Origin of the sequence: Burkholderia sp. M6-3 (assembly GCF_050858985.1) — a bacterium.
GTDB classification, from domain to species: domain Bacteria; phylum Pseudomonadota; class Gammaproteobacteria; order Burkholderiales; family Burkholderiaceae; genus Paraburkholderia; species Paraburkholderia caledonica.
Genome location: NZ_CP110091.1, coordinates 2,663,549 through 2,686,318 on the forward strand (window position 1 = coordinate 2,663,549; position 22,770 = coordinate 2,686,318).

General features: G+C 63.2%; 20 protein-coding genes. 6 read left to right on the plus strand and 14 right to left on the minus strand.

All coding sequences use genetic code 11. From position 1 onward, the window contains the following. Positions 1 to 71 precede the first annotated feature (71 nt). The gene (locus tag OH764_RS29535; RefSeq protein WP_020066626.1) at positions 72 to 731 is read right to left on the minus strand and encodes a 3-oxoacid CoA-transferase subunit B; all 660 of its coding nucleotides are present in this window, start codon (positions 729 to 731) and stop codon (positions 72 to 74) included. Between the two features lie 13 nt (positions 732 to 744). Beyond that, complete coding sequence (locus OH764_RS29540) at positions 745 to 1,452, minus strand: 3-oxoacid CoA-transferase subunit A (RefSeq protein WP_020066627.1); 708 nt, start codon at positions 1,450 to 1,452, stop codon at positions 745 to 747. 383 nt (positions 1,453 to 1,835) lie between these two features. Between OH764_RS29540 and OH764_RS29545 the strand changes: the two genes are divergently transcribed. Then, the gene (locus OH764_RS29545) at positions 1,836 to 2,765 is read left to right on the plus strand and encodes a LysR family transcriptional regulator (RefSeq protein ID WP_498849601.1); all 930 of its coding nucleotides are present in this window, start codon (positions 1,836 to 1,838) and stop codon (positions 2,763 to 2,765) included. Positions 2,766 to 2,891: 126 nt separating this feature from the next. Beyond that, positions 2,892 to 3,530, plus strand: coding sequence for a GTP cyclohydrolase I (gene folE / locus OH764_RS29550; protein ID WP_498849602.1), 639 nt, complete (start codon positions 2,892 to 2,894; stop codon positions 3,528 to 3,530). A gap of 39 nt (positions 3,531 to 3,569) precedes the next feature. Here folE and OH764_RS29555 read toward each other — a convergent pair whose 3' ends face one another. Continuing rightward, positions 3,570 to 4,478, minus strand: a complete 909-nt coding sequence (locus OH764_RS29555; protein WP_498849603.1) for a DMT family transporter — start codon at positions 4,476 to 4,478, stop codon at positions 3,570 to 3,572. Positions 4,479 to 4,706: 228 nt separating this feature from the next. On the opposite strand from OH764_RS29555, the gene OH764_RS29560 reads away from it, so the two are divergent. Further along, a complete protein-coding gene (locus OH764_RS29560; RefSeq protein WP_498849604.1) occupies positions 4,707 to 5,771 on the plus strand; it encodes a VTT domain-containing protein in 1,065 nt (354 codons plus the stop codon). Positions 5,772 to 5,837: 66 nt separating this feature from the next. Here the strand turns inward: OH764_RS29560 and OH764_RS29565 are convergent, their stop codons facing one another. Both OH764_RS29565 and OH764_RS29570 read right to left on the minus strand, forming a co-directional pair. Beyond that, positions 5,838 to 7,397, minus strand: coding sequence for a GGDEF domain-containing protein (locus tag OH764_RS29565; RefSeq protein WP_498849605.1), 1,560 nt, complete (start codon positions 7,395 to 7,397; stop codon positions 5,838 to 5,840). A 102-nt stretch (positions 7,398 to 7,499) separates the two neighbouring features. Beyond that, entirely contained in the window at positions 7,500 to 8,381 is an 882-nt protein-coding gene (locus tag OH764_RS29570; protein WP_498849606.1) for a CHAD domain-containing protein, read from the minus strand. 215 nt (positions 8,382 to 8,596) lie between these two features. On the opposite strand from OH764_RS29570, the gene OH764_RS29575 reads away from it, so the two are divergent. Continuing rightward, positions 8,597 to 10,183: an inorganic phosphate transporter gene (locus OH764_RS29575; protein ID WP_498849607.1), complete on the plus strand. Its 1,587-nt coding sequence runs from the start codon at positions 8,597 to 8,599 to the stop codon at positions 10,181 to 10,183. Between the two features lie 117 nt (positions 10,184 to 10,300). Here the strand turns inward: OH764_RS29575 and ppk2 are convergent, their stop codons facing one another. Both ppk2 and OH764_RS29585 read right to left on the minus strand, forming a co-directional pair. After that, positions 10,301 to 11,227 (minus strand): polyphosphate kinase 2, encoded by a 927-nt coding sequence (gene ppk2 / locus OH764_RS29580; protein WP_020066635.1) that lies wholly within the window; start codon positions 11,225 to 11,227, stop codon positions 10,301 to 10,303. Positions 11,228 to 11,366: 139 nt separating this feature from the next. Beyond that, positions 11,367 to 11,792: a VOC family protein gene (locus OH764_RS29585; RefSeq protein ID WP_498849608.1), complete on the minus strand. Its 426-nt coding sequence runs from the start codon at positions 11,790 to 11,792 to the stop codon at positions 11,367 to 11,369. A gap of 212 nt (positions 11,793 to 12,004) precedes the next feature. Here OH764_RS29585 and OH764_RS29590 point away from each other — a divergent pair, with 212 nt between their 5' ends. Continuing rightward, positions 12,005 to 13,045, plus strand: coding sequence for a S1C family serine protease (locus tag OH764_RS29590; protein ID WP_498849609.1), 1,041 nt, complete (start codon positions 12,005 to 12,007; stop codon positions 13,043 to 13,045). A 96-nt stretch (positions 13,046 to 13,141) separates the two neighbouring features. On the opposite strand, the gene ggt is transcribed toward OH764_RS29590, so the two are convergent. From ggt to OH764_RS29620, 6 genes are all read right to left on the minus strand, one after another. Next, positions 13,142 to 14,875: a gamma-glutamyltransferase family protein gene (gene ggt, locus OH764_RS29595; protein ID WP_498849610.1), complete on the minus strand. Its 1,734-nt coding sequence runs from the start codon at positions 14,873 to 14,875 to the stop codon at positions 13,142 to 13,144. Between the two features lie 143 nt (positions 14,876 to 15,018). Continuing rightward, on the minus strand, positions 15,019 to 16,422 hold the full coding sequence (locus OH764_RS29600; RefSeq protein ID WP_498849611.1) for an MFS transporter: 1,404 nt from the start codon (positions 16,420 to 16,422) through the stop codon (positions 15,019 to 15,021). 167 nt (positions 16,423 to 16,589) lie between these two features. Then, complete coding sequence (locus OH764_RS29605) at positions 16,590 to 17,354, minus strand: phosphocholine cytidylyltransferase family protein (RefSeq protein ID WP_498849612.1); 765 nt, start codon at positions 17,352 to 17,354, stop codon at positions 16,590 to 16,592. Positions 17,355 to 17,381: 27 nt separating this feature from the next. After that, positions 17,382 to 18,401, minus strand: a complete 1,020-nt coding sequence (locus OH764_RS29610) for a lysylphosphatidylglycerol synthase transmembrane domain-containing protein (protein WP_498849613.1) — start codon at positions 18,399 to 18,401, stop codon at positions 17,382 to 17,384. Continuing rightward, positions 18,398 to 19,231, minus strand: a complete 834-nt coding sequence (locus OH764_RS29615; RefSeq protein WP_498849614.1) for a 2OG-Fe(II) oxygenase — start codon at positions 19,229 to 19,231, stop codon at positions 18,398 to 18,400. Before OH764_RS29615 ends, OH764_RS29610 begins: the two co-directional genes overlap by 4 nt. Next, entirely contained in the window at positions 19,228 to 19,929 is a 702-nt protein-coding gene (locus OH764_RS29620) for a CDP-alcohol phosphatidyltransferase family protein (protein WP_498849615.1), read from the minus strand. Before OH764_RS29620 ends, OH764_RS29615 begins: the two co-directional genes overlap by 4 nt. Positions 19,930 to 20,208: 279 nt before the next feature. On the opposite strand from OH764_RS29620, the gene OH764_RS29625 reads away from it, so the two are divergent. Next, complete coding sequence (locus tag OH764_RS29625) at positions 20,209 to 20,667, plus strand: hypothetical protein (RefSeq protein WP_498849616.1); 459 nt, start codon at positions 20,209 to 20,211, stop codon at positions 20,665 to 20,667. Between the two features lie 36 nt (positions 20,668 to 20,703). On the opposite strand, the gene OH764_RS29630 is transcribed toward OH764_RS29625, so the two are convergent. After that, positions 20,704 to 22,665 (minus strand): PhoX family protein, encoded by a 1,962-nt coding sequence (locus OH764_RS29630; protein WP_498849617.1) that lies wholly within the window; start codon positions 22,663 to 22,665, stop codon positions 20,704 to 20,706. Positions 22,666 to 22,770: the final 105 nt, after the last annotated feature.

Sequence of the window (22,770 nt, forward strand, 5' to 3'; positions counted from 1 at the left end):
TATTGAATGTAGCACTGCTCGGCGAAACGCGGTGCGCACGGCAGCACGCGTGCCGCCGCGCCGCGCCACCGTTACGCGGCGCGCGCGTCCTGCGTACCGTCGATCAGCGGCACACCCGTGAGTTTGAGCAGCGCGTCGAAGTCGATATCCGAGAAAATCTCGCGCACCACGAGGCCCTGGTCGGTAACGTCGATCATGGCCAGATCTGTGTAAATGCGATCGACGCAACCGACGCCCGTCACCGGGTACGTGCATTCAGCGGCGATCTTGCTTTCGCCCTGCTTGGTCAGATGCTCCATCATCACGTAGACCTGTTTCGCGCCGATGGCGAGATCCATTGCGCCGCCGACAGCGGGAATCGCGTCCGGTGCGCCCGTGTGCCAGTTCGCGAGGTCACCCTTCGCCGAGACCTGGAACGCGCCGAGCACGCAGAAGTCGAGGTGGCCGCCGCGCATCATCGCAAACGAATCGGCGTGGTGGAAAAAGGCGCCGCCCGTCAGCAGCGTGACATGCTGCTTGCCGGCGTTGATCAGTTCGTCGTCTTCCTCGCCCTTCGCGGGCGCGGGGCCCATGCCGAGCAGGCCGTTTTCGCTGTGCAGGAAGATTTCCTTATCGGCTGCCAGGTGGTTCGCCACCAGCGTCGGCACGCCGATACCGAGGTTCACATACGCGCCTTCCGGAATATCCAGTGCAACGCGCTTGGCCATTTCATCGCGGGTCAGTTTCTTCATGTCGGTCTCCGGTTCAAGCGGCAGCGTCGCGGGGATTGGGCAGCGGAGCGTGTGCCGCTTGCGGCACTTCGATCACGCGTTGCACGAAAATGCCCGGCGTCACGATGTTTTCCGGATCGAGCGCGCCGAGCGGCACGACTTCCGACACCTGCACGATCGCGGTTTTCGCCGCACTTGCCATGATCGGCCCGAAGTTACGAGCCGTCTTACGATAAACGAGGTTGCCCCAGCGGTCGCCCTTATACGCCTTGATGAGCGCGAAATCCGCATGCAGCGGCGACTCGAGCACATAGTGCCTGCCGTCGATCAGACGCGTTTCCTTGCCTTCAGCTAGCTTCGTGCCGTAGCCGGTCGGCGTGAAAAATCCGCCGATGCCCGCGCCCGCCGCGCGAATGCGCTCGGCCAGATTGCCCTGCGGCACGAGTTCGAGTTCGATTTCGCCGGCGCGATACAGCGCGTCGAACACATACGAATCCGTCTGGCGCGGAAATGAGCAGATGATTTTGCGCACGCGCTTCGCCTTGAGCAGCGCGGCAAGGCCAATGTCGCCGTTACCGGCGTTGTTGTTGACGATGGTGAGTTCGCGCGCGCCTTGCTCGATCAGCGCGTCGATCAGCTCCGACGGCATGCCGGCCGTGCCGAAGCCGCCGATCATGACAGTCGCGCCGTCGTGGACGTCGGCGACCGCCGACTGAAGTGACTCGAAAATCTTGTTGATCATGTCGAATTTCCTTGTGAGGCGCTACGCACGCCGGGCATCGCCGTGACGGCAGCCTACGCGGGCGGTCTCCAGACAGATGCGAGCTGTGCCAAACCGTGGGGCGTGCGACGAATCACCTGCCAGCTCGCTCGTTTTGTTCGCACAGTGAACAGTGATTCGTTTAGCGAACGATTCGGCGATTATGGTTGCGCTTGAACTGCATTGTCAAGGCACGGACTTTCCCTTAATCATAGGTTGCCGACGTCCCAGGTGCGCGCCTGTTGGCCCTCCCGCACATTCTTCCTGCTCGGCGTGCAAAGAAAACTCCACTATCCCGAGTGGCGATTCTTCGGCTACCCTTTATCCATATATCGAATAGCACAGACGGCCGCCGGCCAAAGAGCATGTCGGACAACAACCTCGATCTGAATCTGATTCCCTACCTCGTCGCGATGGAGGACACCCGCAACGTCAGCCGCGCGGCCGAGCAACTCGGTGTGAGCCAGCCGCGCGTGAGCACGGCGCTTGGACGGCTGCGCGAGTATTTCGACGACCCGTTGTTCGTGCGCACTTCCAAAGGTATGGAGCCAACGCCTCGCGCGCTCGCCATTCTGCCGGCCGCACGCGACGCGCTTTTGCGGATCGAGAAAGGCATGCTCGATGCACAGGAGTTCGACCCGGACACGAGCACGCATACATTCTCGATCGCGCTTTCCGACGTCGGTGAGATCGTCTTCTTGCCGCGGCTTTTGCAACTCTTCGCCGAGCGCGCGCCGCATGCGAATCTGCGCTCCGTATCGCTGTCGCCGGCGCATGTCGAACGCGGGCTCGAATCGGGCGACGTCGATCTCGCGGTCGGCTACTTTCCGGACCTGTCGGGTAACAACTTTTTCCAGCAGCGGCTCTTCACGCACCGCTTTATTTGCCTGATGCGCGCCGGTCATCCGCTTTCAAAGGCGCCGCTTACGCTTGCGCAATTCGTCGCGTCGGGGCACGCGGTGGTGCGCGCGGAAGGACGCAGCCAGGAAGTCCTCGAACAATATCTGGTGAAAAAACGCATCGAGCGGCGGGCGGTGCTGGAGACGCCGCACTTCATGAGCCTGCCGTTCATCCTCGCGCGCACGGATCTGATCGCGACCGTGCCGCATGCAATCGGCTTCGCGTATGTGTCGGAACATGCGTCGATCACGCTCGTCGAGCCGCCTCTGCCGCTGCCGCGTTTCGATTTGCGGCAGCACTGGCATCGCAAGTTTCATAACGATCCGCGCGGCAGCTGGCTGCGCAGCGTGGTCGCGCAACTCTTCAACGACGCAATGGACGAGTGGCCGAAATGAAACCGTCAGCCCCGCGACGTCGGAAGGGGCATCGGCACGATCCGGCGTAAAACATGGAACAATGACCCCACTCATGAACCCGCGCGCTCCATCCTGGCCCGACGCGCGATCCCGGAGGAGCGACGGATGACCAGCAGCAAGACAGAAGAAACCACACCGGCGGCCGCGAACGGCCGTCCGAGCCGTGAAGAAGCAGAAGCAGCCGTGCGCGTGCTGCTGCGTTGGGCCGGCGACGATCCGCAGCGCGAGGGCCTGCTCGACACACCGGCGCGCGTGGTGCGCTCTTACGAAGAGTTCTATGCGGGCTATCAGGTCGATCCGCGCGAAATCCTCGCTCGCACATTTTCCGAGGTGGACGGCTACGACGAGATGATCGTGCTGAAGGACATTCGCTTCGAGAGCTATTGCGAACATCACATGGTGCCGATCATCGGGCGCGCGCATGTCGCTTATCTGCCGCAACACCGGGTCGTCGGCATTTCAAAGCTCGCTCGTCTCGTCGACGCATTCGCGAAGCGCCTGCAGATCCAGGAAAAGATGACCGTGCAGATCGCTGATACGTTGAACGACGTACTGCAACCGGCGGGCGTGGGCGTCATTCTCGAAGCCGCGCATCAGTGCATGTCGACGCGCGGCGTGCACAAAGCCGGCGTGACAATGGTTACGTCGCGCATGCTCGGCACGTTCCGCACGGACCCGTCCACGCGCCGCGAGTTTCTGGCGATCGTCGGCAATCCCGGCGCCGTCGCGGTGCCCAACACGTAAGAGCACGTTGTTAGCCGAACGCGCGGCACCACGCATGCCTCACGCCGCCTTGCGCGTGCTGCGCGGTTGCCCGAATGTCGCGAGCATCACGGCGCCGAGCACACAGGCAACGCCCGCGAGTTGCGCCGCGCTAACCGGCTCGTGCAATAGCAGCGCGGCCAACGCCAACGCACTGACCGGCACGAGCGCGGTCGTCAAGCCGGCCTCCGCGCCGCTCACGCGCGCGGCGCCTTCATACCAGAGAACGAAGCCGGCCACGGTCGGCACGAGCGCGTAATACAGCACGCCGCTCAGAGCGCCGGCGTCGAGCGGCATGCTCCAGGGTCTTTCAAAGTACGCAGGCACGATCGACACCGCGAAACCCACGCCGCACATCAACGCCGACAACGGCAGCGGCGCAACCGGCGTGCGCAGCTTGCGATTGAGCAGAATGAAGAGCGCCTCGCAGACAATCGCCGCGAACACCAGCGCGTTGCCCACGATAGAAGAACCGCCCGGATGCGGCCCGACGCTTTCGCCGGGATGCACGGTGCAAGCAAGCACGCCCGCCGTGGCAAGACAGACCGCACCGAGCAGCGAAGGCGACGGCCGCTCGCCCAGCGCCAGCATCGCGACCACTGCCGACACCGCGGGCAACGTGCCCGCGATCACGCCCGCATCGCCGGCGGAGGCGAGTTTCATCCCGCTGATGAGCAACACCGTATAGCCGACGCTGCCCGCCGCGGCCTGCGCGACCACCAGCGCGGCGTCGCGCCGGTCGAGACGCGGCCAGCGAACGCCGCGCCAGCGCATGATCAGCACAAACAACGGAAACGCAATTGCGAAGCGCAGCGCGGTCGCGCTGAACGGCGGCAATCCCGCCGCGATCGACTTGCTCACCACCACCGTGCTGCCGACGCCGACCATCGCCAGCGCGCAGCACATGTAACCGATGTACCGTGAGTTCATCCGGCATCTCCGAGGCAAAGGGACGAGCACGCAGCTTAGACATGCGTCGGCAGGCGGTCTTGAACGAAATTGCAGCGGGTCGCGCAGTGGCCCTGCGGGAGATCGATCGAGTATCCTGATTGAAGGGAGAAGCCACAGCGCGACGGGAACGCTCTTTGCATCGGCAGTCGAGCCGGGCAACAATAGGCGCGCTTTCAACTTCCCGACAAGAACCCAGGAGCCGCTCAATTGGTAGAGTTTCCGTCGTCGGCGGTATCCACTTGGGGCGGCGCGGTCGTCTTCGGCAACGTGCTGTTGACGCGACTCGGCGTGCCGATTCCCGCCGTCCCCGTGTTGCTGTTTGCCGGCTCCGCGATCGCGGCGGGCACGCTGTCGTTCTGGCCAGTGCTATGCGCCGCGGTGCTCGGCGCATTGATCGGTGACGGCCTGTGGTTCGCGGCCGGTCGCCTCTACGGCAGCAAGCTGATTGGCGTGCTCGGCCAACTGGTGCCCGCTCTCGATGCCCGGGTCGAACAGGCTCGCTCGATGTTCGAGCGCTTCGGCGTGCCGCTGGTCTCGATCTCGAAGTTCGTCCCTGGCCTCGCGCTGATTACGCCGCCGCTGATGGGCACCACGGCCGTGGACGCCCGCATCTATGCAATCTGGGACCTGACTGGCGCAATGGCGTGGGCCACTTTCTGGCTCCTCGGCGGCGCGGCAGCGGAACGGCAACTGCATATGTTGTTCGAGTTCGTCAGAGCGCGCGGCGGCACGGTGATCGATTTGCTGCTGGGCGCCGCGTTGGTGTATCTCGCCTATCGCCTTTTTCTGCAGCAGCGGGCACGCCGGCAATCTGCGCTCGCCGATGGCGGCGCGCAACCGCAAGCGTTGAACCGCGCGGCGGCCCGCAAGCCGACGCCCAAGGTACTCGACGCACGTCCACCGGGCGCGGCGCTCGACGCAGCGTCGCCGATTCCGGGCGCGTTCGCACTCGACCCGCATTCGCCCGAACAGATCGACTTCGCTCTGCGCGCTTACGACATGGTGATTTACTGCGTGTGCCCGGACAGCGCGACGGCTGCGGAGATCAGTGCGCGCATGCGCAACTACGGCTATACGCGGATTCGCGCACTTCGCGGAGGGCTGGATGCATGGCAGCGGCGCGGCTTCCCGGTGGGAGTGCTGCTGGTCGACGAACCGGGCGCAAGCCGGCCCGCGCAGTCAATTGGCGGATTGCGCGGCGGCTTACAGGGAGACGCACAAAACGCCGTGACACTGCGCGGCCTCGCGCCGCGAAGCCGCGCAAGCGCATGAGTGCCGGCTGCGCTCTAAAGGTCAACCTCGCCTCGTGTGCTTCAAGCTAGTCAACAGCAGCGAGTGCTAAGTCATCGAACGCATGGGCGACTGCGCGGCAGAGACGCGATTGCGGCCCGCCGCTTTCGCCACATAAAGCTGCCGGTCGGCCGCGGCGAGCAGGTCGAAGGCGTTCTCACCTTGCGCGGGCACACAGGTCGCGCAACCGACGCTCACCGTGACCGCCACCGTATCGTCGCCGCCCTGCAGAATGTCTTGAGCCTGCACTCTTCGGCGGATCTTTTCGGCGACCGTGAGTGCCCCGTCGGCCGACGTGTCCGGCAGTATCACGGCAAACTCCTCGCCGCCATAGCGCGCGACCACGTCGACTGAACGGCGCACCGTGGTCGATATGCATTCGGCCACCGCGCTCAGTGCCTCGTCGCCGCTTGCATGCCCGTGTGTGTCGTTAAAGTGCTTGAAATGATCGATGTCGATGAAGAGCGCCGACAGCGGCTGGCCCGTGCGCCGCGCGCGGCGCCACTCTTCGTCGAGCCGGTTGTCGAGCACACGGCGGTTGCTAAGCCCGGTCAGCGGGTCGGTGGCGGCGAGGCGCGTCAACGCAGCCTCCGCGCGCAACTTGCCGCGCAGCGCAAACGCCAGCAGCCAGGACACCGCCACGAAGACTGCGCCGAACGCGAGCGTCAATGCGCCGCTAATCGTCGCACGACGACGCCACGGCGCCAGCACGTCGTCGACGGCGGGCGCAACGACCGCAATCAGCGAGGTGCCCGGCACGTGCGCGTAAGTGAACATGCGCTCGACACCGTCGACCGCGGAAGGCGCCACATAGGAACCGGCGTTGTGCGCGGCCATGCGGACGAAGCTCGGGGACCTTGCAATGCTCGCGCCGATATCTCGCGGCGAGTACGGCTTGCGCGCGATGAGCGTGCCGTCGTCCATCGCGATGAACACCGAGCCCTGCTTGCCAATGTTGATTCGTTCGAGCAGGCGCTGGAAGTACTCGATGCGAATCGCAAGCAACGCAACGCCGGCAAAGTTGCCATCGGCGTCGTTGATCCGCCGGGTGAGCCCTATCGACAATTTGCCGTCGCGCAAGCGGGAGCGGAACGGATGAGACAGATAAAGACCCGCAGCCGCGTTGCGCCGATGGGCGATGAAATAGTCGCGGTCAGTCAAGCGAACATCCCGGTTGACGTCGCCGCTTTGCGAAGCGATCACCTCGCCCTGCGGGCCCACGATATACGCGCCGCCGAGATAGGCGGCCGTCGTGGCACGGTCGAACAGCACTGCTCGCTGCATGTCGGGAGGCAGCCCCGCACCCAGGTGATGCTGCGCGCCATCGGCCATTGCCTGCAACGAGAGGTTATAGATTTCGACGTTCCTCTCCAGATCGCTGGAGATGATCGACACCAGGTTCTGCGACGTTTCGCGCGCATGGTCGAGCGCGTCAGTGCGGCCGCTGACGAGCGTCAGCAACGTGAGCGCCGCCATTGCCACCGCGACCAGCGTACCGGCCACACCCGCCAATACCGGACGATTGCCTACATAACGCGCGACGCTGCCTGCTCCATGCCGGAAGGTCCTGCGCCAGCGTCGCCCCTGCAAATGCGCTCGATTTGCCACCTGCGCGTTGCCTCCATTGCACGCGGACCGCATGAGCGTGCGGGCCGCCATTCGAAATTATGCGCAGCTGCTTTGCCTGCCGCGTGTCAGGCCGCGTTCGCGCTATAGCTTGCGCAACAGTCCTGCTGCCGAACGCATCCGACGTTTGCGCTCCTTGTGCAACCAGTGCAGCACGGCGTCGGTGTTTCCCGATCCGGCAAACAAGGGGGCATTGTCGCGCAGCAACATTTCGCTCGCGACAATGTCGTTTAGCGCACCGAAACGTTTTTGCACCTGCTTAAGCCGCTTGAGCGTGCGCTTGTGGCTGCCGCTCAACACCGGCTGAAAAAATTCGAGCAGATAGCGAAGCTTCTTGCCGGCTTTCCTGACGTCGTGAAAAGCGGCGTAATTCGAAGGTTTCGCGCGGCGCGCGCGCCTGGCGCGCTTGAACAACGAACGCTCCGAAGCCGCCACCCGTTTTCCCGCGAACCTGCTCAGCGGTACGCGCTCGTGCGTCGTGTTGATCTCCTTCGATGCGCTCGTCAACGCCTCGCGCAGCAGATGCTTGACGTCCGCGTTCGACAGCGTCTCGCGGCTCGTCGCGAGCGCATCGCCGCGCGCCTGCTCCAGCCTCGTCGAGAGGCCGCGTGCACCGCTATCTTCCTGGCCGAGGAGTTCGATCAGGATGTCCCAGTCGCGGGTTTTTCCGGCTGCAGTGGCCAGATACTTGTACAGCGCGCGTTGCCGTGTGTTTTCGCCCTTCTCGAGGAGCGGCGCGAAGGCCCACCACAACGACCGCAAGCGGCGGAGCGAAACCCGCAGCTTGTGCAGCGCTTCCGGCGATGGATCTTCGCGTACTGCAGTCGCGAACGCTATCGCGTCGCTCACGAGCGGGGCCGCATACGACGCGAACGCCGCGTGCGCTGTGGGCTCTTGCGCAGCCGGATCGGCGACCGACACGCCTTCGTCCGCCTTGCGGCTTTCCTTGCGACTGTCGCGCGCCATCGAATCTCCCCCGAAAGGTGTACCCCGCATCCTCAGCGTAGCAAAAACGATTCCTGCGCGCTATGCAGCGCTGCTTGGGCCGTGAGCCAAGGCGCCGCCCGCCAGATACCCGTGGATGCCCGCTCATATTCATCCGCCGATGCACATGTCATCGTACAGACACATATGCCCCGCAGCATCGGCAATTCACCGACATTCCTCCAGGGGCACACGTCATGCCGGAACTTTCGTATCCGCAACCCAGCGCGGCCAGTGGCAAGGGGCGCAATCTCGGTCTCGTGATCTTCCTCGCCGTGATCGTAGTCGGCGTGGGCTATTGCGGCGTGCAGCTCGCGGGCGATCTCCAACCGGTGCGGGAGGGTTCCATCCTGCCGTATTTGCTGCTCGGCGTCGCACTGCTGATCGCACTCGGATTCGAATTCGTCAACGGCTTTCACGACACAGCGAACGCCGTGGCCACGGTTATCTATACACATTCGCTTGCGCCGAATCTCGCGGTCGTGTGGTCCGGCGCGTGGAATTTCCTGGGCGTGCTGACCTCGAGCGGCGCGGTCGCGTTCGGCATCCTGCAACTGCTGCCGGTCGAGCTGATCCTGCAAGTGGGCAGCAGCGCGGGCTTTGCGATGGTGTTCGCGCTGTTGATCGCGGCAATCATCTGGAACCTCGGGACCTGGTATTTCGGCTTGCCGTCGTCGAGCTCGCATACGCTGATCGGCTCCATCATAGGCGTCGGCCTGATGAATCAGTTGATGCACGGCGTGAACGGCACGAGTGGCGTGGACTGGACCCAGGCGCTTGGCGTGGGCAAGTCGTTACTGTTCTCGCCGCTCATCGGTTTTCTCGCAGCCGGACTGCTGCTGATGATTCTCAAAGCCGTTGTGCGCATTCCCGCGCTGTATGCCGAACCGAAGGGCAAGGAGCCGCCGCCGTTCTGGATTCGCAGCCTGCTGATCCTCACCTGCACCGGCGTTTCGTTTGCGCACGGTTCGAATGACGGCCAGAAAGGCATGGGCCTCATCATGCTGATCCTGATCGGCACGGTGCCGACGGCGTATGCACTGAACAAGGCCGTTACGCCCGCTGAGACGCAGACGTTCATCGCGGTCGCGGAGCAAACGTCGGGCGCTCTTGCGCGCTACACGAATGGAGCGCCGCCTTCCGCCAATCCGCGCGCCGATGTCGAAGCCTATGTGCGCACGCATCAACTGACGCCCGCGACGGTGCCCGCCTTGAAGCAACTCACGGATATCATCGCGCACCAGGTCGGCACATCCGGTTCGATGGCGGCTGTTCCGCAAGGCATCGTCGACAACGTGCGCAACAACATGTACGTGGCGTCGGAGGCGATTCGACTGATGGACAAGGCGAAGCAACCCGCCTTTGCGCCGGAAGACGCCAAGGCGATCAACAACTTCAAGGGGCAAACGGATCACGCCACCAAGTTCATCCCGACGTGGGTGAAGGTCGCGGTGGCTATCGCGCTGGGCCTGGGCACGATGGTCGGGTGGAAGCGGATTGTGGTGACCGTCGGCGAAAAGATCGGCAAGCAACACCTGACGTATGGACAGGGCGCGTCGGCCGAACTGGTTGCGATGATGACGATCGGCGCGGCCGACATGTACGGCCTGCCCGTGTCAACGACACACGTTCTGTCTTCGGGCGTGGCCGGCACGATGGCAGCCAACGGCTCGGGCTTGCAATGGGCGACCGTGCGCAGCCTGGTGCTCGCGTGGGTACTGACGCTGCCCGCCTCTATCGCGCTCGCGGCCGGCTTGTACTGGGTTTTTCGTGCCGTGTTTTAAACAGTCCGTTCGCGATCGTTCATGCATCGACATGCATGGACCGGCATAACGAAAAAAGCGCGGCATATGCCGCGCTTTTTCGTTTCTTTTACTTCGAAAACATGCCCGGTCAACTGCTCAATACACCTCGGGCACGATCATCGAAGCCGGCACGGGCTGACGGCTGTACTCGTCGTGATAAACGCGCGCCGGCAATTCGACACGCGGATGCTCGATCTCGTGATACGGCACCTGGCTCAGCAGATGATGAATGCAGTTCAGGCGCGCCCGTTTCTTGTCCACTGCCTGCACGACCCACCACGGCGCCTCGGGAATATGCGAACGTTGCAGCATCACTTCTTTGGCGAGCGTATAAGCCTCCCAACGGCGCCGGCTTTCCAGGTCCATTGGGCTGAGCTTCCACTGCTTCAGCGGATCGTGGATGCGGTTCTGGAAGCGGATCTCCTGCTCTTCGTCGGTGATGGAGAACCAGTATTTGACGATCTGCACGCCGCTGCGCACGAGCATCTTTTCGAACTCGGGCACCGAACGAAAGAACTCTTCGTATTCTTCGTCGGTGCAAAAATTCATGACACGCTCGACGCCCGCGCGGTTGTACCAGCTGCGATCGAACAGCACCATCTCACCACCGGCGGGCAACTGTGACACGTAGCGCTGGAAATACCATTGCGTGCGCTCGCGATTGTTCGGTGCGGGCAATGCCGCGACGCGGCATACGCGCGGATTGAGTCGCTGCGTGATGCGCTTGATCGCGCCACCCTTGCCCGCAGCATCGCGCCCTTCGAAAATCACCACGAGACGATGCCCCGTCTGCACGATCCAGTCCTGCAATTTGACCAGTTCGCCCTGCAAGCGGAACAGTTCGCGAAAATACATCTTGCGTGCTTCGCGGTGCTCAAGCGTGAAGCTCTCCGCACCGTCGAGGATGCGGTCGTCGACCTCCATCTCGAGTTCCTCGTCGTACGCGTCGATGAGGTCTTCCTCGAAACGGCGTTGCCGCTCCACGAGCAACTCAGCTTCAGGTCTCGGATCCTGCTCTTTCATTGCGGCTCTCCTGGCGACGAAAATGATCAGGCTCGCGGCGGCAAACGCGACGCGGGCGCGCCCGATTATCGGTGTGCCCGGTGTCAGCCGTGTTACCGCATCATGTTTATGATAGCGAGTTTCACGCCGACGCTGCCCGCTAGCGCAACGGTTTTGCGAAGCTGATCTCGTGGCCGTCCGGATCGGAGATGTGAAAATAGCGCTCGCCCCACGGCGCATCGGAGGGCTCGAGCGTAGGCTTGAATCCGGCGGCCAGTGCCTTGCGATAGATCGCATCGACATCCGACACATAGACGATCACGCGGCCCCACCAGTTGACCGGCGCACGCGAATCGGCGATCAGGTTCAGATACGTGCCGCCAAACGCGAACGACGTAAATGCGGCTTGCCCGCCGCCGAATTTGAGTGGGAACCCGAGAGCTTCGTAGAAGCGCACCGCTTCCCGCATGTCGCCGGTGGCGAGCGTGATAGCGCTGAGCGACTCGATCCGCGGTTCGGCCCCGGCGGATGAAGCTGACGAAGCCGCAGCATCGGTCTCGCCGGATGGATGAGAGGGCAGGTTCATGACGGCGGTCTCCTTGGCGTGCGGTCGCGGACGGCTCGCGGTGGCATTACAGTGTCTCACACGCCGAAAGCCCGCTCGACGTCGGCGATGGACGCTCACGCCAGATTGCGGCCGATCTCTGCCCGGGCGAGCCAGGCGGCCCTAGCCGGATTCGCACTTGAAAAGCCCAGCCGCGCCCCGCATCTGCAGTTCCGTTTATCCGGAGCATCGCCATGGGAAGCCGTCCACGCTTCATCGATGACCTGTCGCGCGCCGCATCCGACGCCCCCGGGCCAAACCACCTCAATCCTCTATCCGACGACGCCCTGCTCGACGCCTATTCGCGCACCGTCATTGGCGCGCTGGAACGCGTGCAGCAGGCCGTCGCCTTCATTTCCGTCGAACGCCGGCTGGCGGGCGCCGCCACGCGCGAACGCGGTGCTCGCGGCGGCACGGGCTCAGGCTTCATCTTTACGCCCGACGGCTACTTGCTGACCAATAGCCACGTCGTGCATGGCGCGACGCACATTCAGGTCACGCTCGCCGACGGCTCCAGGTTCGACGCCGATCTGGTCGGCGACGATCCCGGCAGCGATCTGGCCGTGCTGCGAATCGGCTCGCCCGAGCCGCTGCCGCATGTGGAGCTCGGCGACTCGTCGAAGCTGCGCGTCGGGCAGATCGCCATCGCGGTCGGCAATCCGCTCGGCCTCGCGCAAACAGTGACGACGGGTGTCGTATCGGCGCTCGGCCGCTCGCTGCGCTCCAATTCCGGCCGCATGATTTACGACGTGATTCAGACGGACGCCGCGCTCAATCCCGGCAATTCCGGTGGCCCGCTGATCAATTCGGCCGGCCAGGTGATCGGTGTGAATACCGCGATCATTCCCGGCGCGCAGGCCATCTGCTTCGCCACCGCAATCGACACGGCGAAGTGGGTCATCATGCAGATTTTCGCGCATGGCCGCGTGCGGCGAGCGTATATCGGCGTGGCGGGCACGACGACGCCGCTGTCGCGCCGCGTGCAGCGCTACTTCGGTTTGAGCGCGCAAAGCGCCGTGCATGTGATGGAAATCGTCAAAGGCAGTCCTGCTGCGGCGGGCGGTCTGCGCACCGACGACACCATCGTCGCAATCGACTCGCTGCCGGTGCAGGACGTGGATGCGCTGCAACGCACACTCGACGCGTCGCGGATCGACAAGCCCGTCAACGTGACGGTGCTGCGGGGCGCGCAGCGGCTCGAATTGACGCTGACACCGGTGGAACAGGCAAGCTGATCGCGTAAAAAAACCTCGGGCTCTTTCGCGCGCGAGGTCTTGTATTCGTGAACGGCGCATCGCGATCGACACGCCGTCCACACCTTCGAAAAACGCTTACTGAATGATCCGCGTGACGCCACGGCCGCGAGGGTCGGCTGCGGGCTCCGGCGTGTCGTCATTGATCTTGATGGCCTGGATATCGCCGTTGAAGTTCTGGGCCTTCAGCGTATAGCCCTTCGCTTCGACCTGCTTGGCGAGTTCGCCGTCGATCGGCTGGTACGGCTCCCAGAAAATTGTGTTCGGCGGCAGCAGCTGGTGATGGAAACGCATCGCGCCGACCGCTGCCGGCAACGGCATGTTGAAGTCGTAGATGTTGTTGATCACCTGGAAGATCGACGTGAAGATGCGCGAGCCGCCCGGCGTACCGATTACGAGCGAGACTTTGCCGTCTTTCGTGAGAATCGTCGGGCTCATGGACGACAACGGGCGCTTTTTGGGTTCGATCGAATTCGCGTCGCTGCCCACCACGCCGAACATGTTGGCCACGCCCGGCTTCGCGGAGAAGTCGTCCATCTCGTCGTTCAGCACGATGCCCGTGCGATCCGCGACCACACCCGAGCCGAAGTAACCGTTCACCGTATAGGTGTTGGACACTGCGTTACCCCACTTGTCGACCACCGAGAAATGCGTGGTTTCCGCTTTCTCCGGCATCGACGTGCCGAGTCCGGGTTGCACGCTCTTGGTGTCGGACGGGGTTTCCGGATTGATCTCAGAGGCACGCTTCGCGATGTACGCGTCGTCAGTCAATTGCGCGACGGGCACCTTGTAGAAGTCGGGGTCACCAAGATATTGCGCGCGGTCGGCGAACACGCGCTTTTCGATTTCCGCGATCAGATGGATGTATTGCGCCGAATTGAGCGGGACGTCCTTAAAGTCGGCTTCGCGGTCAGCCTTCATCTTCAACAATTGCACGAGGCCGATGCCGCCCGAACTCGGAGGCGGTGCGGTATAGACGCGGTAGCCTTTCCAGTCCGCCTGGATCGGCTGGCGCCACACGGCCTTGTACTGCTGCAGATCCGCCTTCGTGATGAGGCCGTGGCCGCGCATGGATTCAGCGATCAGGTCGGCGGTCTTGCCCGAGTAGAAGTCTTTCGCGCCCTGGTCCGATATGCGCTGCAATACGGCGGCCAGATCGGGTTGCTTGAAGTTGACGCCCTGCTTCAGGTTGCCGAAGTAGGTGTCGAAATTCGTCTTACCGGCGAATTCTTTCGCTGCCGCGTCGCGACGCTCCTGCAGTTGCTCGCTGACCGTGAAGCCGTCGCGTGCATAGTGAATGGCCGGTGCAAGTACCTGTTTCCATTTCAGCTTGCCGAAGCGGCGCTGCGCCTGCCACATGCCGTCGACGGTACCGGGCACGCCCACGGCACGGTAGCCGTACAGGCTCATGCCCTTGATGACCTCGCCCTTGTCGTCCAGATACATGTTCTTCGTCGCCGCGAGCGGCGCGCGTTCGCGATAGTCGAGGAAGTACGGCTTACCGGCCACGTACAGCGTCATGAAACCGCCGCCGCCGATATTGCCCGCCTCAGGATAAGTCACGGCAAGCGTGAAAGCGATGGCGACTGCGGCGTCGACGGCGTTGCCGCCTTCCTTGAAGATCTGTTCGGCGGCGTCGGCGCTGTACTCGTCGGCAACCGCGATCGCGGACGCAGTCAGGACAGCCGGCTGGGCCTTCGCGGGCGGCTTCGCGACTGCCGGTGTGGCCTCGAGAAATCCGACGGAAACAGACAGCAGTGCAGCCAGCGCGAATCCGCTAGCAGACGATTTGGCGTTGCGGAACAACTTCATTGATATCCCCCAAGACGACTGTTTCACCAGACGATAACTTCCATTCCCTTGGGCTTATAACATGTGAACCGGCTCTTTGCGAACCAGCGGTAGCCCGTAGGAAGACTGCTGCGGCACACAAAACCACGCGTCGCGTGTCTGCGTTATGCCGTGCCGCGGCGGCCACGGGCGATTTCGTCGCCGGCGTCGTGCGGCAAGCGTGCCGTGACCGGAATCGACAGAAACGAGAACAGGCCGACCACGACAAAAGCCGGCCAGAAGTCCGAGAACACGATGCTCGAATGCCCCTGCACGTTGTGCGAAATCTGCAGCACGATGCCCGCGATGGTCACGCCCAGCCCAAGCGAAAGCTGCTGGATCACGCTTGCGACGCTCGTCGCGCGGCCCACGTCCCGGCTCGGAATATCGGCGTAGGCCAACGTGTTCAACGACGTGAACTGCAGCGATGGAAAGAAGCCGCCGACCAGCACGACGCACCAGATCAGCCAGTGCGGCGTGCCGGGAAAGAACAGTCCGTATATCGCGATGGCAATGCCCGCGCAGCCTGCGTTGACCATCAGCACGGTGCGAAAGCCGAAGCGTCCGAGTATGCGCGAGGTCGCCGCCTTCATGAAGATCGAGCCGAATGCGGACGCGCATGTGATCGAACCCGACAGAAACGGCGTCATGCCGAGGCCTTCCTGCAACGCAAGCGGCAACAGAAACGGCACGGCGCCGAGACCGATGCGAAAGAGCGACCCGCCCGCCACACTGGCATGAAAACTCGGAATACGCAAAAGGCGCAGATCGAGCACCGGCAACTCGACGCGATTCGCGTACAGCACATAACCCACCAGCAACACGACACCCACAGCGCACATGCCGATCGATACGATGTTCGGCACCAGTTCGCCACCCACCAGCGAAAGCCCCAGCATGAACAGCGACGCGCCGCTCGCGGACAACAGGAAGCCGGTCCAGTCGAGCCGGCCTGGATGCGCTTCGCGGACGTTGGCGATGTGCTTGTTGGCGAGCCAGATGCCGAGCAGACCAATCGGAATATTGACGAAGAAGATCAGGCGCCAATGCAGATACGTGGTAATGAAGCCGCCGAGCGGCGGCCCGACCACAGGACCGAGCAGCGCGGGCACCGTCAGATAATTGACCGCGCGTATGAATTCCGATTTCGGCACCGACCGGAAAATGATGATGCGCCCCACCGGCACCATCATCGCGCCTCCAATGCCTTGTACGAAGCGGGCGGCCACGAACATGCCGAGCGAGGTGGACGCCGCGCACATCAGCGAGCCCGCCATGAAGATGCCGATGGCCGTGCGAAACACCGTGCGCGAACCGAAGCGGTCCGCGACCCAGCCGCAGATCGGAATGAAGACGCCGAGGCCGATCACATACGCGGTGACAGCCAGCTTGAGGGTGATGGGGTCCTGACCGAGATCGCGCGCCAGGACCGGCAGCGACGTCACGATGACCGTGCCGTCAACGTTTTCCATGAACATCGCACACGCGACGATCAGCGGAACAATGAAAGCGCCTAAAGCGAAAGGCATTGGCAGAGCGACGGTCGGCTAGGCCGTCGATATAAAGCGTCGATTATGGCATCGCAGCCGCAACGAAGGTTGCGATGCCCGCTGGATAGTCCTTGAACGACAAAAAGCCGGCATTGAGCCGGCTTTTTGCTGAATGTCTCGCGGTCAAGCGGATATCAACGCGGATATCAACGCGACGCGCTGACGAGCGGCTGCAACTGCGGCAGGATATCCGTGGTCGCACGGGCGACGTCGTTCGGGAAATCGATTTCGATCCACGGCGCGCCGGTGACGTCGGCGGTGTCGAACACCTGGCTGCGCTCCAGCAGCAGGTCGCGCACGGCTTCTTCGTGGGGCAGATTCGCCCGGCCGCTATCGACATAGCCCGCCACGATCTGCGCAAAGCGCTCGGCCGTCTCCTGACGGAAGCGGAAAAAGCCAACCGATTCGCCGATGGTGTCGTACTCGAGATTGACCGCCAGTTGCTTGCGCAACTCGACTGGCACGCCGTCTTTCAGGCACAGCTTCACGGGCTCGTCGCCAGCTTCGAAATCGCGGTCGATCAGCAGACGGTTGACCGTCTCGCCTGCGACCAGCGCGCTCAGAATGCGCTCGTCGTACAGCACGTCGGCGTCCATCAGCAGAACGTCGCCGCCGCGCGTCAGCGCCTCGGCCACCGTGTGCACGGTCAGCACGCTGCCCAGGTCGTAACGCGTGTTCAGCACCGTTTCAACGTGGTGCGGCCAGTTGATGCGCGCCAGTTCCGCCTGCACCGACTCGGGCTGAAAACCGAGCGCCAGCACGACTTCTGTTACGCCGGCGGTTTCGAGCATCTGCAGATGCCGTTCGAGCAGGCTCATACCGTCGAACTGCAACAGGCACTTCGGGAACTGGGCTTCCGGCGGTTGCTGGAGACGCAGGCCGAGGCCCGCAGCGAGGATGATGGCACGCATGCGCGGTCCTTTGAAAAGATACGGAGTTTAATCGACAGCGGGAACGCGCCCAAGGGCGCGCCGCCTTTGCCAGCTTCGTTCGCTGAAGTGCAAGACCAGCAGACCCGGCAACCCTAGCAGGATTTCGCGCGCGCGCTTGGTCAGCGACAACGCGAGCGCCGCGTCGGGCGGCAGACCCACCAGCGGCGCAAGCAGCAAGTAGCCGCCTTCCTGCACGCCGAGCGAGCCGGGAATCATGAAGGCCGCGCCGCGAATCGCCTGACCGACGCTTTCGAGCAGCAGTGCGTCGACCCAATCGACCGGATGGCCGAGAAAACGCAGAGCGAGCCAGACTTCCACGGTGCCGACGATCCAGCCAGCAAGACTCAGCGCAAAGCTCGCGGCCACGCGGGCCCGCTCGCGGTACATGGCCTGCACGGCGGCGTCGACGGCTTCGGCGCGCGTCATCAGCCCGGACCAGTCGCGTTTGCCGAACAGTTTCGACGCCACGCCGAGCAGCCGGCCGAACAGTCCGCGCCGTTGCGCATAATAAAAGCCGACGATCATGCCGCCAAGCACTGCGGTTGCAATGAGCGTGGCGGTTTGCAGGTCGTGCAGCGCGCCATGTGCCGCGTAGGCGCCGAACATCAGCAGACCGAAGAGCGCGAAGATGATTTGTGCGAGTGCCTGGGCGGTCGTGCTCACGGTGATGGCCGCAGCCGCGTCGCGCATCGGCATGCCGCGCTGCGACAGCTGCCGCACCATCACCACCGGCCCGCCGATCTGGCCGGCTGGCAGCAGGCTGTTTACAGATTCGCCGATCCAGCGCGCGAACAGCGCGTCACGCACCGACAGATCGTGACGCCCGCCGTCCCGGCCGCGTGGCAATAGCACCGAGATCGCGCCGGCGTCGAGCGCGAGCGGCACCACGTGAAACGCGGCGACGAGCGCGAGCCCCCAACCGGCGGCGAGCAGCGTCGACACCACCGAACCGAAACCCTGCCACGCGAGCAGGCCGACAAACAGCGCCGTCCCGATCGACAGCAGAATCAGGGCTGCGCGACTCATGCGCGGTCCTTGTCGCGGGGTTTCGTCTGAGTCATTTGACGAAACACCTGGCGGAAGCCGAAATACGCAATGGCGTCTTTCATGTTGGAAATGAGACGACGCCACGGACGCATGTTCGGATCTGTGACGTATTCAAAAGTGAGCGACACGCGCATCTCGTTCGGGCCGGCCGGCGTAATGCGATGACGCAGCTTGTCGCCGTCGAAAAACACGAGGCCGCCAGGCGGAATCTGCACCGAGCCGGGCTGATCCGGCACGTCCGGATTGCGCGTGTGCAATTCATAGTCGAGACGGCACGACGATTCGTCGATTACGCCAAGCAGAAGCGTATAACGGCGGCCGTCGTAATACGAAGTGTCGTAGTGCCAGCCAATGTGATCGCCTGGCCGCGTGTAGTAATACAGCGCGTACGCGTGCGGATCGTCCGCCGGCGACACCTGCAGCTTGTCGCCGCTCAGCTGTTCGAGCCAGCCGATCAGTTCCTTCGAGCGATACAGTTCGGCGATGAACGGCGCAAGACGGTCGATCGTATGACGGCTCACGCTGCCGCCCTGCTTGTGGCCCGGCAGGTAGTTGCGGTTAACCTCGTCGAGCAGCGCACGCGCGCTATGCACCAGTTGCGCGGTGACTTCCGGCGCGAGGAAATCCTCCAGATAGAGAAATGCGTCCTGCTCGGCGAAGTCCTTGCGCAAGCGCGGATTGTCGAACGTGCGCGTGCGGCTCGCGACCGCACGGTCGGCGTCCGGCGCGGCGGGCGTCGTCTGCATTGCGGGCACGGCATGTTCTGTGTGAATCGATGCGGCCACGTCGTCTTCGGCGTGTGTACTCATTTGCCAGCCAATACTTGATGGGTTTCAGAAGCACCCGCGCCAGTTGCGGCTGGCTGCGCGGTACGGCGCGAGACGCGCCAGTAGTCGATCATCACCCACACGGCGAAGAGCGGTGCGCCAATCGAGGCGGCCACGACGAACGGCATCACGACGCTCGTCAGCGTGACGATGGGCAGCAGGTACAACACGTCTTCTGTTTCGAAGCCGCCCACGGCGGCCTGCTTCGTGCCCGCCTTGCCGGCCATCTCCTCGATGCGCATGCGCAGGAAGAAAATCAGTGCAACGGCAATGCCGGCAATCGCGCCGAGCCAACCCGGCGCAACCGTCAGCACGCCGATATTCGACGCGCTCATGCCCATAGCCATGCCGATAAACAGCATGACGGTGACGAGGGCATCGCAAGCGAGGTCGTAAAAATGACCGATCCGGCTCGACTTGCCGCTGATGCGCGCGAGTTCCCCGTCCGTATGGTCGACGAAGTTGGACAGAACGATCAGAACCGCGCCGGCATTGGACCACGCGAAACCGCCGCGCGCGAGGCACAGCGCGCCTGCGACGCCGATCAGCAGACGCAGCGTGGTCAGATGATTCGGCGCGACGCGCGTATTAACCAGCGGTGTCACGAGCCGGCGGGCGAGCCGCGCGTCCCAGGTTCGGGGCGGCGGAACATTAATTGGAGTCTGGGGTCGCGAATTCATAACCCGGAAATATATACGGGATCGAGAAAGATTGCTTTCTCCTCGTTCGTTTCTGTGTGCTCGATCGGGACTCGCGAACGGTTTGCCGACTGCCCCTATATGAAGCAGGATTTGCCGAATCGCGATAAAGTGCGAATCCTGTTGCGCCTGCCTCCGCGAATAGCCTCGATGTCAGACAGTCTTCGCGATTTGCGCGGGATTTGTTTTTATCCGTGCGACCCGTTGTGCACGCACTACAGCGCACCACATCGCAGTACTCGAATTCGCCGCCTTTCGCCTATGAAACGCTTTCTTCCATCTGCCGCTTCGCGCGTCTTCTGCATAGCCGCACTCGTTGCCGCCGCCCTCGCGCTGCCGCTAGCCGCTCGCGCGACCCCGCTGGACGCGCCGCTTGCCTGCAATGAAAGCGGTCATCAATTCATCGCCGATCTTGCCGACAATCAATTGATCGACCCGAAGCCGACCCGCGTCGAAAGCAACTCGATCAACGCATTTTCTCCCGCGCAAGGGGCGGACCTGACCGCGTTCGGGTTCCACATTTTCGCGGTGGTCGGATATGAGAAGGACGATCCGATGTTCCGCGTTGGCGAAGGCGAGCCGGTTGCACGCTCGGCGTATGGCGTGGTCGTTTTCGGAAGCGAATCGAAGGTGCGGGCCGCCGTGACGGCAACCGGCGGCACGGCAATCGTGCACCGCGTAGCGCCGCTCATTACGGCGATCTTCTGCAAGCGGAGTTGAGGCGGCGCTTCACTATCCGCGTCGCCTCCCGCGAAATTACAGCTTGATCGACGTCGGATCGGCCGTCAGATAGCCGACCGTCGCGCCGAAGCGGTCCTTGTAGTTGGCCCGAACGAGCGGATCGAGCGTGGCCTTGACCTTGTCGTGCAACGGGCTTTCCCAATCGCCCACGTGCTGGAAATTGCTCATCACGTAGGTCCAGCCGTTGATCTCGTCGACGGCGTGCAGACCCGTCGACTCCGCGCCTGCCGGACACGACAGCACGCGCGAGAGCGTCTTCGTGTCGACGTTGTACGCCCACAGGAAGTTGTTCACGTGCATGCTGCTGTCTTCGCCGATGAAGAGCGTTCGCAGCTTTTCCGAAAACTTGAGGTTGTCCGGGTTTGCGATACGGTCGGCGTTCGCCGTGTTGCCGAGCGCGTCGGCGGTTGACAGGTCTTCGCCGACGAGCGCCGCGGGCGCCGCCATATCGACCGGCACCCAGTTGCTATTGATCGCGCCGCCGCTGCGGTCGGTCTGGCCGCCTTTCATATTGAGCGCGTAGACCGCGCCCGCGCTGATGGCTTTGTCGACCGCTACGTCCGTCGATGCGGCATTGCCCCGCACCATCGATTTCTCGACACGCGACATCGCCGAATACAGCACCTTGTCCTTGATATTGACAGTCGTGCCTTCGAGTTTCGTGAAGCCCATGCTGCCGCCGACCAGCGCCGCGTAACGGTGCGTCTCGAGGAACGTCGCCGCTTTGGTCATGCCCGGCTTCACGCGGATCCAGTTGAACGTGCCGTTGAAATTGATCTTCGTGTACGACGTGTCCAGCGGGTCGGCGGTCTTGACGTCCATGATGTCGGCCGCAGTCAGCGTGTTTGCGAGCGACTCGATTTCGTCGCTGGTTGCATGGCCCAGGTTGATCCACGAAAGCGTCGCTGCACCCGCACCGCTCGACGACACCTGCGTCCACTTCGCGACATAGAGCGTGCCCGCCGACAGGTCGGCCTCGCGGTCGGCAACGAACATGAAGAGCCCGCCGTTGGTGGCGTCGTCGCCCATCAGCACGGTGCGCTTGTCCGGCATCACCTGAACCAGTTCGTGCGAAATGCGGCCAAGGCAATAGTGCTTTTTGACCGTGCCGGTGCCGTCCGGGTTGACGGTGACTTCGGGCAAATGGCCATAGTGATACGGATTCGCCGTCGTCTCGCTACCGAACAGGTTGCGGCTAAAGCCCTTGAACTGGCTATTGGAGGAGATAGTCGCAGCGTCCGGCTCGTACTCTTCGCTCGACAAATGCGTATTCCACGGCGACAGGCTCGCGCCGCAAGTAATCCACAACCCATGCACCTTCGACGTATCGACGTTGTGATAGCCGACGAGCGTGAGCTTGCCGGTGGCCGGGTCCTGATCGAGCGTCAGCACGGCGATGGGCGACGGCAACTGACCGTACATCGACACGAGGCTCTGGTCGCGCGTCGCGTACTCGAACTGCACGACTGCGAACACGGCGTTGCCTTTGATCCCCTTCACGCTCGGATTGTCGAGACGGATCAGCGAACTGCCGTCCGGGCAATCGGAGTAGAACTGACGCTCCTTGCCCACAACCGATTTGTCGATGATCGGCTGATTGTTGATGTCCACGTAACCGCCGGCAAGAATCGTCCCGCCCTTGATGTTCGGCACCAGGTCGCCGGTAATGAAGAACGGCTGATATGAGAGCTTGAACGTGCGACTGCTGCCGTCGCTCAACTGCACGGTCAGCGTGGAGCCCACCGTGGTTTTCGCCATTGCGGCGGGATCGGCCAGCGTCGGCGCCGCCATTGCGCTGAAAGCCGCCGACACGAAATTGGCGACCGGCTTGGCCGGCGTCGCGAGATCGTCGCTGCCGCCGCACCCGCTCAGCATGGAAGCCGTGGCGAGACCGCCCAATGGGAACATCGGCAACATCGGCACGCCGGAGAACAGTTTCAGGGCCTTGCGGCGGGAAGGGTCGAACGGCTCAGCCATGTTGTCGTAATCCCTGGTTGTGGGTGGCGTGGATAACTCACAGCCGGCACGACTCGGATTCAGACCGCAGGGTTCGTGCTCGCGCCGCTATGACGCGAGGATTCT